We start from the raw sequence: 12477 nt of genomic DNA on the forward strand, positions 1-12477 counted from the left end.
TTTTTCCGGGCCCCCGACGGCGTTCTGCCGCGCCTTTCCGCGGCCCGCTCGGCTGCTGCATGCCCAAAGCCTGCCCCGCGTGACGCTGCCGCGCCCGAAAGAAACTTTCCGCGCACCCCTAGCCAAACGTGACACGCGCCACTATGGTGATTCATTAACTCCAACAGAGCCAAATAAACGGCTCAAATGGAAACCAAGCAAAGGCTCAATGAATCATGACGAATGAACTGGTGTACCGCGGGGCTGTGGAGCTCGCAGCGCTCCTGCGCTCCCGCGAGGTATCCGCCGTCGAGGTGCTCGAAGCCCACCTCGAGCAGATCGACCGCCTCAACCCCCTCGTGAACGCCGTGGTCACCATGGACGAAGATGGTGCCCGCGCCGCCGCGGCCGAGGCCGACCGCCGGCTCGCCGCCGGCGTTCCCACAGGGCCGTTGCACGGGTTGCCCATCAGCTTCAAGGACACCGCCCAGACGGCCGGGATGCGGACCACCTTCGGGCATCCGCGCCATGCGGACTTCGTCCCGGGCACGAACGACCTGCACGTCCAGCGCATCCTGGACGCCGGCGCCATCCGTGTTGGCAAGACCAACGTGCCGGAGTACGCGGCCGGCTCGCACACCTTCAACCGGCTCTTCGGCGCCACCCGGAACCCCTACGACCCGTCCAAGTCGGCCGGCGGCAGCAGCGGCGGCGCCGCGGCAGCCCTGGCATCCGGCTTCCAGCCGATCGCCGATGGCAGCGACATGGGCGGCTCCCTGCGCAACCCGGCGTCGTTCTGCAACGTGGTGGGCCTGCGCCCGACCCCGGGCATGGTGCCCAACACCGACGGCGGCAACGTCTTCTTCCCGCTGGGCGTCGCCGGCCCGATGGGCCGCACCGCGGAGGACGCCGCCCTCTTGTTCTCGGCCATGCGCGGCGCCACGCCGGACGACCCCTTCTCCTTCTTCCCGGCAGAGGAAACGCACGCCGGCGAGCCGTCCCCGCAGGACTTCGCCGGACTGCGCATCGCCTACGCCCCCACCCTCGGCGGCCGGATTCCGGTGGCCCGGGAAGTCCTGGACGTGCTCGACCCCCAGGCCAAGGTGCTGGCGGAACTCGGCGCCCACGTCGAACTCGATTGCCCGGACCTGGACGGCTCCGAGGAAGTCTTCCGGGTCCTTCGGGCGGCCAGCTTCCACGCCGCCTGGGGCGATGACCTCGACGCCGACCCCGGCCTGTTCAACCACTTCCTCGCCGGAAACATCCGCGACGGCGCCAAGCTGAGCGGGCGCGACGTGTTCCGTGCCGAGGAAGGAATGACCCGCCTCATCCGCAAGGCGGCGGAGTTCTTCACCCGCTACGACCTCGTGATTGCACCGGCCTCCCAGCTGGCACCGTTCGACGCGGACCTCGAATACCCCACCCAGATCGAGGGGCAGCAACTCGAAAACTACCTCGACTGGATGCGTGCCCCGTACCTGTTCACCCCGCTGGGACTCCCGGCCCTGTCCGTCCCGGCCGGCTTCACGCCGTCGGGCCTTCCCGTCGGCCTCCAGATGATCGGCGCGCGCGGCAGCGATGTCCGCCTGCTCCGACTCGCCTCGGCCTTCGAACAACTCTCATCCTGCTCAGCCGTTCACCCCCAAGGAGCTGCAGTCCTATGAGTACCGTCCTCGCATCACCCAAGCGGCTTGCCATCGCCGCCGTCCCCATCCTCGGCATGATCGCCACCCCCTTCCTGCCCTTCGTTTCCACCCCCACCCTGTGGCTCGGCCTGCCCGCCGCGATCGTCTGGATGGGCCTGATGATCATCGCCACGGTGGCCGCCCTGCAGATCATCGAACGCAGCTACCTGCGCGAAGGCGGCGCCGAACTGGACCGGCTCGAACTTGAGCTGTCCGAACAGCGCCGGGCCGCACTCGAACCGAACGGACCGGAGGCCCACTGATGCTCACAGTCGCCATCATCATCGGAATCATCGGCATCGGTGCCCTCGGCATTGCGGGCCGCCGCCGCCAGACCGAACTTTCCGGCTGGACGGTCGGAAAGCGCGACCTGCCCCGCTGGACCACCTGGTTCCTGCAGGCCGGCGAGTCCCTGACCACCTTCAGTTTCCTCGGCCTGGCGGGCATCGCCTTCGGCGGCGGCGTCGCCGCGCTCTTCGCGGTGGCCTACCTGACCATCACCTGCATCCTCCAGTACTTCGTGATCCCGCGGCAGCGCGAACTCGGCGCGCACCGCGGCTACCTGACCATGGCGGACTTTTTCGCGGACCGCTTCAAGAGCAAGTCCCTCGGCAAAACCGTGGCCCTGGTGGGCGCCGTCTTCCTCATCCCGTACCTGCAGCTGCAAATCACCGGCCTCGGCCTGATCGTCCAGCTGGCCACGGGCAGCGAATCCGCCCGCGGGTACAGCATGGCCGTGGCAAGCGTCCTGGTGGTCGTCTTCGTCATCTGGGCCGGCATCCGGGGCCTCGCCAAGGTGGCGATCTTCAAGGACTTCGCCATGCTCGCGGCCCTCGTGATCGTCCTGGCCGGCGTGATCGCGGGCATCGGCGGCATCCCGGACATCTTCGCCAAGGTCATCGACACCGCCCCGGACTACCTCACCATCACCCGGCCCGGCTTCGACGCCACCTTCTGGGTGACCTCGGTGATCGTCACCAGCATCGGCGCGGGCCTGAACACCTTCCCGCACCTGTGGCCGCCGGTCCTTGCTGCCAAGAGCGGCGCCGTGCTCCGGGACAACGTCAAGTGGCTTGCCATCTACCAGTTCCTGCTCCTCATCCCCATCACCGCAGGCATCGCCGCCACCCTCATCCTCGACCCGGCGACCAAGGGCAACCAGGTCCTGCTGAGCGTCGCCCAGCACACCCTGCCCGAGCCCCTCATCGCCGTGATCGCGATCGGCGGCGCGGCTGCCGCCATGGTCCCCGCCGGCGCCATCGCCATGGGCATCTCCTCGCTGGTCTCCAACAACCTGCTCACGGTCAAGAACCCCAAGCTGCGGTTCCGGCTCAACCATGTGGTGGTCGCCGTCGCCGTCGGCCTGGCCCTGGCGTTCGGGCTGGCGAAGTCGGACATCGGCGCGCTGCTGCTGCTCACCTACGGGGGCCTCACCCAGTTGGCGCCCGCCGTCGCGATCGCCATTGGCCGCAAGGTGCGCGTCGGCGCGGTCCCGGTCAACCTGGGCATCATCACCGGCACGCTCACGGTCGCCGTCATCACCTTCGGGAACATCCCCACGGGCGGCGTGGATTCGGGCCTGATCGCCCTCGCCCCGAACCTGTTGGTCCTCGTCATTGGGGAGTTCATCCGGCGCCGCCGCAACCCGCTGGCGGTCCGGGACACCGCGGACGACGATTCACTCGGCGCACGCCCGGCAGTAGGAGCCCAGGCATGACCGGCCCAGGCATGACGGCCGCCGCAACAGGACCACTGGACGGCAAGCTCGTCGTCGACCTCTCCCGCGCGCTCGCCGGGCCGCACGCCGGCATGATGCTCGGCGACCTCGGCGCCCGCGTCATCAAGGTGGAGAACCCCGACGGCGGCGACGACACCCGCGGCTGGGGGCCGCCCTTCGTGGACACCCCGGAAGGCCGTGAGTCGACGTACTTCCTCTCCTGCAACCGCAACAAGGAATCCCTGCGCCTGGACCTGAAGTCCGGGGACGGCAAGGAAACCCTCCGCGAACTCCTGCGCCGTGCGGACGTCCTGATCGAAAACTTCCGCCCCGGCACCCTGGACCGGTTGGGCTTCGACCCCGCCACCCTGGAGGAGCTCAACCCGCGGCTGGTGGTGCTGGCCATCAGCGGGTTCGGACACGACGGCCCGGAAGGCCGCCGCGCCGGCTACGACCAGATCGCCCAGGGCGAGGCCGGCCTCATGTCCCTCACCGGCTCCGGCCCCGACGAGCTGCAGCGTGTGGGCGTGCCGATCGGCGACGTGCTGGCCGGAATCCACGGCGCCTACGGAGTGCTCGCGGCGCTGCTCGAACGCGAACAGACCGGCCGGGGCAAGACGGTCCGCACCTCCCTGCTCTCCTCGATCGTGGGCGTGCTGGCCTTCCAGGGAACCCGCTGGACCGTGGGCGGCCAGGTGCCGCAGGCCCAGGGGAACCACCATCCGTCCATCGCGCCGTACGGGCTCTTCCGCTGCGCCGGCGGGGCCGTGCAGATTGCCGTCGGCTCCGAGGGGCTCTGGCAGCGGTTCGCCGCCGAGTTTGGCCTACCTACCGCTGACGAACGCTGGAAGGACAACCAGTCCCGCGTCGGCAACCGGGCGGCGTTGATCGAGGCCATTGAGGCCGTGTTCGCCGACACCGGCTCGGAGGAACTACTCACGCGGCTGGAACTGGCAGGCATTCCCGCTGGCCGGGTCCGGACCTTGGACGAGGTCTTCGCCTGGGAACAGACGCGCAGCCAGCACCTGCTCCTGGACATCGAGCACCCCACGCTCGGCCGGATCGAGGTCCCGGGCTCGCCGTTGCGCTTCTTCGACGGGGACGGCACCGAAACCACCCGCCTGCGGCACGGCGCCCCTCCGCGCCTGGGCGAGCACGACCACAGCATCCGGGCCTGGCTGGACGAGCGCGCGCTGCTCGGCGCCTCGGGCGCGGGCGTCTCCGGAACGGGAACACCATGACGGCGGTTCTGGAAAGCGGCACCCGGCCGCTGCGGCTGGGCGGGGCGGAACTGCTGTCCCAACTGCTGGACGCAGGCAGCTTCCGCAGCTGGGACCAGCCGGTTCCGGCGACGGCCAATGCCACCCCCGCGTACCTCGGCGATCTGGACCGGGCCCGCGAACGCAGCGGCGCCGACGAAGCCGTGATGTGCGGAGAGGGACTGATCGACGGGCACCCGGTAGCCGTGCTGGCCAGCGAGTTCACCTTTCTGGGCGGCTCGATCGGCCGGGCCACCGCGGACCGGATCGTCGCGGCGATCGAGGAAGCCGGCCGCCGCCGGTTGCCCCTCATTGCGGCACCGGCCTCCGGCGGCACCCGCATGCAGGAGGGCACGCTCGCCTTCCTGCAAATGGTGCGGATCACCGAGGCGCTCACGGCCTACAAGGCGCTCGGCCTGCCGTACCTGGCGTACCTGCGGCATCCCACCACGGGCGGCGTGTTCGCGTCCTGGGGTTCACTGGGCCACGTGACCGTGGCTGAGCCCGGTGCCCTGGTGGGCTTCCTCGGGCCGAAGGTCTACGCTGGGCTCCGCGGCGAAGACTTCCCCGCCGGGGTCCAGTCCAGCGAACATCTCTTCTCGCACGGAACCGTCGACGCCGTCCTGGACGCTGCGGGGTTCCGGAAGCTCGCCGCCGGGGTGCTGGGGATCCTGGCCGGTTCGGCTTCTGCCGAGCCGGAGCAGCAGCCCGACGGCGGCGTCTCCCTTTCCGCGGAACGTTCCGGCAGCGTGTGGGACTCGGTCCTGCGCACCAGGAAGCCGGGCCGTCCGGGTCTGGCAGAACTGCTTGAGGCCGGCTTCGGCCGCACCGTCCGGCTGTCCGGAACCGGGCGCGGGCAGCTGTCGGCGAGCACCGCCGTCGTGTTGGCCGAGTTGCTGGAACCCGGCATGCCCGCCCGGCCGGCCGTCGTCGTCGGGCAGGACCGGGCGGCCCAGCGCGCCGGTTCCGTGCTCGACGCCGCGGGGCTGGCGCAGGCCCGCCGCGGCATGCGGCTGGCGGAGGAGCTCGGGCTGCCGCTCGTCACTGTGGTGGACACCCCCGGCGCCGAGCTGTCGGTCCAGGCGGAGGAAGCCGCGATCGCCGGGGGCATTGCCGACTGCATCGCCGGGCTCCTGCGGCTGACGGTGCCAAGCGTGGCCATCCTGATGGGGGAGGGAACCGGCGGCGGGGCACTCGCGCTCGCCGCCGCCCGGCGCACTGTGGCGGCGGAGCACGCCTGGTTGGCCCCGCTGCCGCCCGAAGGTGCCAGCCTGATCGTGCACAGAGACACCGCGCACGCGGCCGAACTGGCGGAACAGCAGCGGATCGGCGCCCGCGAACTGTTCGACGACGGCGAAGTGCACGAGATCGTCGGCGAAGGTTCGGGGTTCTGCGGGCGGCTCGCAGCCGCGGCCGCCCGCCAACTCGCTTTTCAAGAACCGCAGGCGGCGCAGGAAGGGCTCGCAGTTCAGGAAGGCCGGTCGCAGGGACGGCGGGGAGGCCGTCACTCCTGACCTTCTTTGGACTGCGGGAGCCCGCGACACACCGTGCATGACGGCGTGTCGCGGGCTTTTCCGTGCCAAAGAAGGTCAGGAACGTTTCGGTATCACTGCCCGGCCAGCTCCTCCAGGACCGCCATCGCCGCGTTGTGGCCGCCGATGCCGCTCACCCCGCCGCCGCGCCGGGCGCCGGCGCCGCAGACGAGGATGCGCGGGTTGCCGGTGCCCACGCCCCAGCGTTCGGCTGCCGTGTTTCGGGGTGCGTCGTCTTCGAGGAAGGGCCACTGCAGCGCGCCGTGGAAGATGTTGCCGCCGGGCATGTTGAGGGCGTGCTCAAGGTCCAGCGTGGTTTTGGTTTCGATGCACGGCCTGCCATTGGCGTCCCTGAGGATCAGGTCCTCGATCGGTTCGGCGAGGACCGAATCCAGCGACGCGAGCACTGCGGCCTGCAGTTCTGCCCGGCGGGCGTCGTTGTTTTCCTCGGTGATCCAGCGGTGCGGAATGTGCAGGCCGAACACAGTGAGGGTCTGCGCGCCGGCCGCGACGAGTTCCGGCGGGAGGATGCTCGGGTCCGTCAGGGAGTGGCAGTAGATCTCGCAGGGCATCGGGTGCGGGATGGCGCCCTCGAGTGCCTCCTGGTAGGCCTGTTCGAGGCGTCCGTAGCCTTCGTTGATGTGGAAGGTCCCGCCGAAGGCCGCCTCCGGTGCCACAGTTTCGTCGTTGAGGCGGGGCAGCCGGGCGAGCAGCAGGTTGACCTTCACCTGGGCGCCTTCGGGACGGGCATTTTCGGGACGGGCGGTGTCGACGGCGGGCGACTGTCCGCCGTCGAGCAGTCCGTCCAGGACCGCGGGCGCGACGTTCGCCAGCACGTGCCGTCCTTCGACGATGTGCTCGGCGCCGTCCGAAACGTAGCGGACGCCGCCGGCGGGCGATACCGAGGTGACCTCCGCATCGGTGAGCAGCGTGGCACCGGCCTCGCGGGCCGCACGTTCCAACTCGCGGGAGACCACACCCATGCCGCCGATCGGGATGTCCCAGTCGCCCGTTCCGTTCCCGACGACGTGGTAGAGGAAGCAGCGGTTGGCGTCCAGTGAGGGGGCGTCCAGGGAGGTGAAAGTGCCGATGAGTGCGTCGGTCGCCACGACGCCGCGGACTACGTCGTCGCTGATACGCCGGGTGATGGACTGGCCGAGCGGCTGTTCGATGAGTTCGTCCCACAGGGCGTCATCGTCGAGCAGCTTGCGGGCCTCGGAGCGGCTGGGCAGCGGTCCGCAGAAGGTAGGGAACAGGGCTCGGGCCAGGCGTCCGGTGGCGGCGTCGAATTCCTGCATGGCGTCGAAGTCGGCGTCGCTGCCTGCCATGCGCTTGAAGGATTCCCGGGTGGCCTCGGCGTCGCCGCCGTCGATCAGCAAGCCAGCGGCGGTGTTGCCAGGCACCGGGGTGTAGGAGGAATAGCGGCGCCGGGCGAGCTCGATGTCCAGGCCCAGATCCTCGATGATCTGCTTTGGCATGAGGCTGACCAAGTAGGAATAGCGGGACAGGCGTGCGTCCACCCCGTCGAAGGGCGCGGCCGAGACCGCCGCGCCGCCCAAATGGTCATCGCGCTCAAGGAGGAGCACTTCCTTGCCCGCCCGGGCCAGGTAGGCCGCAGCCGTGAGGCCGTTGTGTCCGCCACCAACAATTACGACGTCGTAAGAGGTGTTCGCCATGGGCCCAAGGTAGGCAGAGGCTTGAGTGGACCAGTACAACTAATTGTGACTCATAAGGAACTCTTGCCCTTGTGTGGAGAAAAGCTGTGACGAGCATCACTGTTTGGTGTCCGGCTGCGGATTATTACTCCGGGATGAGGCATCCGTGACGGCGCGACTTGTCGGAGGCTTTCCGGGTCGCCCGTATGTACGACCTACGCTAGCCGGGTTCGACGTGGACAGAAACGGTCGGTCATGTCGTGCATGAGTTTTTCGTATCCGGTCCGCTCGAAGACGAACGTCCGGTCGAGTTCCATTGGCTCGGTGGGGTCGCCGAAGATGTTATCCCAGCGGAAATCAGTCCAGGTGACGGTCTTGCTGGCAAAGACGATGCGGGTGCTCACACCCCCACAGCCGGGGTCTCCGCACTGGCAGTACAGGAGCCAGACGCGGCCGTTCCTATCGGCTGGCACGGTGCCGCCAAGGAGTTGCCGCAACTGCTCCGAGGATTCTTTTGGGGGAGCCCAACCGAGTGTTGGGATCTTGCGATCAGGATCGTCCGCTTCCTCGGGGTCAAGCAAGGACATCAGGGGTGCACCGTCGACATAGAACTCATGGATCGGAGCTTGGCGTATGACCTCCAGCCGTGGGCGGAACCATCGGAACTTGGACTCCGTCCATTCCATATAGTCGTCAATGATCGCCAGAGTGTTGATCGGCTCTTTCATGGTTTCGTCGGCGGGCATATGCAATTGTCGGGCAGAATTCAGGTCCCAGGCCAAGCGCATGTCCCTATTAACCGGCGAAGGATGGACATATGCGCATGTCCATCCTTCGTGTTTTGCAGAGGACATGTCCTCCGGGTTCCGGCGAGTAGGGTGTAGCAGCTAGTGCGTCAGATCCTTGCCCTTCGTCTCCGGGATGGTGAACACGAAAGCGATGCCGACGGCCAGCAGCACCACTGCGTAGACGTTGAACAGGCTGCCCTGGCCGATGCTCGCCAGCCAGCTCTGCAGGTACGGGGCGGTGCCGCCGAAGGCCGCGACGCAGATGGAGTAGGGGACGCCGACGCCCACGGTGCGGATCTTGGTGGGGAAGAGTTCGGCGTAGACGGCCGGCACGATCGCGGCGCTCGCGGCGATGAAGAAGAGCATCACGGACATGCCCACGGCCAGCTGCCACGGGGAGTCCTTCAGCAGCCAGGTCATCGGGAAGTGCAGCAGCGCGGCGCCGGCGGCGCCGGCAATCAGGACTGGTTTGCGGCCGATCCGGTCCGAAAGCCGGCCCCAGAAGGGCAGGGCGGCGATGAACACGATGTTGCCCACCACGCTGGCCCACAGGGCGGCGCCGCGGTCCATCTTGAGGGTGGTGGCGGCGTAGCTCGGGGCCACGACGCCCCAGACGTAGTAGATGACGGTGAGGCCCACGGTAAGGCCGATGACCTGCAGGGCCTGTTTGCGGTGCCGGAAGATCTGCGGCCAGATCGGCTCATGCTTTTCCTTGACAGTCTCCGCCTCGAATGCCTCGGTCTCCTTCATCCGGGCCCGCATCACCAGGGCGTACACGCCCAGGATGCCGCCCAGGATGAACGGGATGCGCCAACCCCACGCGGCCATGTCGGACTTGCTCAGCATGGCCGAAAGCACCGCACCCAGGAGCGTTCCGAGCAGGATGCCCACGGTGCCCGAGGTGTAGATGAGCGTTGCCCAGAAGCCGCGCTTTTCCTTGGGTGCCATTTCGGACAGGTACGTCTGCGACGACGGCAGCTCGCCGCCGTGCGCCAGGCCCTGGATGAGCCGGGCGAAAAGCAGCATGATCGAGGCGAAAACGCCCACCGACTCGAAGGTGGGGGCGACGCCGATCAGCAGGCTGCCGAAAGCGCCGAGGGCCACGGCGAAAGTCATGGAGGTCTTGCGGCCGATCCGGTCACCGATCCAGCCGAACACGAAGCCGCCGAAGGGCCGGGCCACGAAGCCGACGGCGAAGATCGCCAGGGTGGACAGGATGGCCGAGGTGGGATCGGCGCTGCTGAACAGGGCGCTCGCGATGAAGGGGGCGAACGTGGCGTAGATGGCCCAGTCGTACCATTCGACGGCGTTGCCGATGCCGGTGCCGACGAGCGTGCGCACGTGCGACTTGTGTTCCTGGACGGGGGTATGGGTCCCTGTGGTGGTCATGTCAGGCTCCAAATGTGGGGAGGGTCAGTTGCGGTCGCCGGCAAGGGCGGCGATGCGGGACACGGCCAGTTCGGCATAGAGCGCTGCACCGTCGGCCAGCACGCCGTCGTCGAACGTGGCGTAGGGGGAGTGGTTGTAGGCGGCGGCGTGGGGGTCCGCCCCCTTCGGGACGGCGCTGAGCCCGATGAAGGTTCCGGGCACTTCGGCCATGACGCGGGAGAAATCCTCCGAGCCGCTGAGCGGGGTGGCCCAGCGGGTGTGGCGGGAATCGCCGAACATTTCCTGGATGGTCTTTTCGGCGGTGGTGGTTTCATCTTCGTTCGTGACGCTGAGCGGGTATTCGCCGCGGTATTCCACGTCCACGTCCAGGCCGTGGGCGGCGGCGATGCCCTGGAGCAGGGCGGGGACGGCCTTCATCATGCGCTCGCGGGAGGCGTCCGAGAAGGTCCGGATGGTCGCCTCGAAACGGGCGGTTTCCGGGATGACGTTGCGCTTGGTGCCGGCCTGCAGCACACCCACGGTCAGGACCACGGGGTCGAACATGTTGAACTGCCGGGTGATCATCACCTGCAGCGCGGTGACCATCTCGGCCGCCGCGGTCACCGGGTCCTTGGCGGCGAACGGCGCGGAACCGTGCCCGCCGGCGCCCAGCACGGTGACGAAGAGGCCGTCCGAGGCGCTCATGATCACGCCCGGCTTGGTGCAGAACTGGCCGTAGGGCTCCATGGCGGAGAAGACGTGCATGCCGTAGGCGGCGTCCACCCGGCGGCCCGCCGCGTCCAGGACGCCTTCGCGGATCATGTGCCCGGCGCCGTCGAAGCCTTCCTCGCCGGGCTGGAACATCAGGACGACGTCGCCGGCCAGCTGCCCGCGGCGTTCGGCCAGCAGGGTTGCGGCGCCGGCCAGCATGGCGGTGTGGAGGTCGTGGCCGCAGGCGTGCATGGCACCGTCCACCCTGGAGGTGTAGTCCACGCCGCTGCGCTCCTGGACGGGCAGGGCGTCCATGTCCGCGCGCAGCAGCACGGCCGGCTTCCGGGCGGGGTCGCTTGCCGCGCCGGGTGCGGTGCCCTGCAAAACCGCCGTGACCGACGTCGTGCTCTCACCCAGGGTGATCTCGTACGGCAGTCCGTCCAGGGCCCTGAGCACCTTCTCCTGGGTGCGCGGGAGATCGAGTCCGATCTCGGGCTCGCGGTGGAGTTCGTGGCGGAAGCGGACAATGTCTTCCTGGAGTTCCCGGGCGTCTGCGGCGATGGTCATTAATGCGGGCTGCCTTTCCGAATGGTCGGTAAATCCTCTTCATGCCATTGTGGAGTGATGCCATTCACACCGGGCCAAATGGCTGGAAAAATTCAAGGGTGCGATGATTTGCGCAGGATTCGTGCATCGAGGTGGGAGCGGCAATGGAACTGAGTGAGGAGGACCTCGGGCTCATCAACGCCTTGCAGATCGCGCCGCGGATCAGCTGGTCCGACGCCTCCGGGGTGCTCGGCGTCCACGCCACCACGCTCGCGGCGCGTTGGGAGCGGCTCCGCTCGGCCGGCGCGGCCTGGACCACCGCGCACCTGATCGGCGATCCGAAGCAGATGTGCCTGGCCCTGGTGGATATCGACTGCGACATGCGGCTCCGGGCGGACGTCACCGCAGCGTTGGCGGCGATTCCCGAGGTAGTGACGGTGGAGGAAGCCGCCAGCAACCGGGACCTCATCCTCACGGTCATCACCCCCACGCTGGCCGAGTTCACCGACGCCGTAGTGCCGCAGTTCAAGGAGATCGAGGGGCTGCAGAAATACCGCACCTCCCTCTGCACCCGCCTCCACACCGGCGGCCATGCGTGGCGGTTGAACATCCTGGACCGCTCGCAGCAGGCGGCCCTCAAGGCCTTCGCCGGTCCAGAGGCCGGCGTGGCCGGGATCCCCGCAGTCGGGGAACTGCCCCAGAGCCACCTGGACCTCATCCCCTTCCTGGCGCAGGACGGCCGGGCGACGGCGGCGGACATGGCCCGCGTGCTGGGCCGCAGCCCCGCCACGGTGCAGCGCCAGCTCAACCGCCTGCTTGCCAGCCGGGTCCTGTCCTTCCGGTGCGAGGTGGCGCAGAAGTTTTCCGGCTACCCGGTGACCTGCCAGTGGTCTGCCAATGTGCCGCCGGGCCAGCACGAGGCCGCGGCCGCCGAACTGCGCGGCTTCCGGAACCTGCGGCTCAGCGCCTCGACCACCGGCCGCAGCAATTTCGTGATCGTCATGTGGCTGCACTCCCTGTCAGACGTGATGAATGCCGAACTCGCCCTGCAGCAGCGCATTCCCGGGATCGAGCTGGTGGAAAGCGTGGTGGTCCTCAGCTCGGCAAAGCGGGTGGGCTGGATGCTGAACCCGGACACGACGGCGAGCGGCGCCGTCGTGGTGCCCGTCGCCGAACTGAACCCAACGGCGTAGCCGCCGCTGATCGCAGCTGTTTGTTTGGGCCCGGAAGGCAACAA

General features: G+C 68.5%; 10 protein-coding genes. 6 read left to right on the forward strand and 4 right to left on the reverse strand.

Translation table 11 applies throughout. The features are described from left to right. Positions 1-215 precede the first annotated feature (215 nt). Genes BLP88_RS02465 through BLP88_RS02485 form a run of 5 tightly spaced genes read left to right on the forward strand, consistent with a single transcriptional unit; the run spans position 216 to position 6154 of the window. Positions 216-1643: an amidase family protein gene (locus BLP88_RS02465; protein WP_074586674.1), complete on the forward strand. Its 1428-nt coding sequence runs from the start codon at positions 216-218 to the stop codon at positions 1641-1643. Continuing rightward, on the forward strand, positions 1640-1927 hold the full coding sequence (locus tag BLP88_RS02470; RefSeq protein WP_074586675.1) for a hypothetical protein: 288 nt from the start codon (positions 1640-1642) through the stop codon (positions 1925-1927). Before BLP88_RS02465 ends, BLP88_RS02470 begins: the two co-directional genes overlap by 4 nt. Further along, positions 1927-3381, forward strand: a complete 1455-nt coding sequence (locus BLP88_RS02475) for a sodium:solute symporter family protein (protein ID WP_074586677.1) — start codon at positions 1927-1929, stop codon at positions 3379-3381. The genes BLP88_RS02470 and BLP88_RS02475 overlap by 1 nt, the downstream gene beginning before the upstream one ends. Beyond that, positions 3378-4622, forward strand: coding sequence for a CaiB/BaiF CoA transferase family protein (locus tag BLP88_RS02480; protein WP_245679742.1), 1245 nt, complete (start codon positions 3378-3380; stop codon positions 4620-4622). Before BLP88_RS02475 ends, BLP88_RS02480 begins: the two co-directional genes overlap by 4 nt. Further along, positions 4619-6154 (forward strand): carboxyl transferase domain-containing protein, encoded by a 1536-nt coding sequence (locus BLP88_RS02485; RefSeq protein WP_084110710.1) that lies wholly within the window; start codon positions 4619-4621, stop codon positions 6152-6154. The genes BLP88_RS02480 and BLP88_RS02485 overlap by 4 nt, the downstream gene beginning before the upstream one ends. 92 nt (positions 6155-6246) lie before the next feature. Here BLP88_RS02485 and BLP88_RS02490 read toward each other — a convergent pair whose 3' ends face one another. The 4 genes from BLP88_RS02490 to BLP88_RS02505 form a co-directional block, all read right to left on the reverse strand. Further along, positions 6247-7848, reverse strand: coding sequence for a phytoene desaturase family protein (locus tag BLP88_RS02490; RefSeq protein WP_074586679.1), 1602 nt, complete (start codon positions 7846-7848; stop codon positions 6247-6249). Between the two features lie 194 nt (positions 7849-8042). Next, entirely contained in the window at positions 8043-8609 is a 567-nt protein-coding gene (locus BLP88_RS02495; RefSeq protein WP_139163281.1) for a hypothetical protein, read from the reverse strand. A 105-nt stretch (positions 8610-8714) separates the two neighbouring features. Further along, complete coding sequence (locus tag BLP88_RS02500; protein ID WP_074586681.1) at positions 8715-10004, reverse strand: MFS transporter; 1290 nt, start codon at positions 10002-10004, stop codon at positions 8715-8717. A 24-nt stretch (positions 10005-10028) separates the two neighbouring features. After that, positions 10029-11261 (reverse strand): M20 metallopeptidase family protein, encoded by a 1233-nt coding sequence (locus BLP88_RS02505; protein WP_074586682.1) that lies wholly within the window; start codon positions 11259-11261, stop codon positions 10029-10031. A gap of 143 nt (positions 11262-11404) precedes the next feature. Here BLP88_RS02505 and BLP88_RS02510 point away from each other — a divergent pair, with 143 nt between their 5' ends. After that, a complete protein-coding gene (locus BLP88_RS02510) occupies positions 11405-12433 on the forward strand; it encodes an Lrp/AsnC family transcriptional regulator (RefSeq protein WP_074586683.1) in 1029 nt (342 codons plus the stop codon). The last annotated feature ends 44 nt before the right edge of the window (positions 12434-12477 follow it).

Origin of the sequence: Arthrobacter cupressi, from assembly GCF_900099975.1 — a bacterium.
GTDB classification, from domain to species: domain Bacteria; phylum Actinomycetota; class Actinomycetes; order Actinomycetales; family Micrococcaceae; genus Arthrobacter; species Arthrobacter cupressi.

Excerpts from the sequence above, each read along its gene's own strand:
- BLP88_RS02465 (WP_074586674.1), top strand. The coding sequence starts at position 216 with ATGACGAATGAACTGGTGTACCGCGGGGCTGTGGAGCTCGCAGCGCTC.
- BLP88_RS02470 (WP_074586675.1), top strand. The coding sequence starts at position 1,640 with ATGAGTACCGTCCTCGCATCACCCAAGCGGCTTGCCATCGCCGCCGTC.
- BLP88_RS02475 (WP_074586677.1), top strand. The coding sequence starts at position 1,927 with ATGCTCACAGTCGCCATCATCATCGGAATCATCGGCATCGGTGCCCTC.
- BLP88_RS02480 (WP_245679742.1), top strand. The coding sequence starts at position 3,378 with ATGACCGGCCCAGGCATGACGGCCGCCGCAACAGGACCACTGGACGGC.
- BLP88_RS02485 (WP_084110710.1), top strand. The coding sequence starts at position 4,619 with ATGACGGCGGTTCTGGAAAGCGGCACCCGGCCGCTGCGGCTGGGCGGG.
- BLP88_RS02490 (WP_074586679.1), bottom strand. The coding sequence starts at position 7,848 with ATGGCGAACACCTCTTACGACGTCGTAATTGTTGGTGGCGGACACAAC.
- BLP88_RS02500 (WP_074586681.1), bottom strand. The coding sequence starts at position 10,004 with ATGACCACCACAGGGACCCATACCCCCGTCCAGGAACACAAGTCGCAC.
- BLP88_RS02505 (WP_074586682.1), bottom strand. The coding sequence starts at position 11,261 with ATGACCATCGCCGCAGACGCCCGGGAACTCCAGGAAGACATTGTCCGC.
- BLP88_RS02510 (WP_074586683.1), top strand. The coding sequence starts at position 11,405 with ATGGAACTGAGTGAGGAGGACCTCGGGCTCATCAACGCCTTGCAGATC.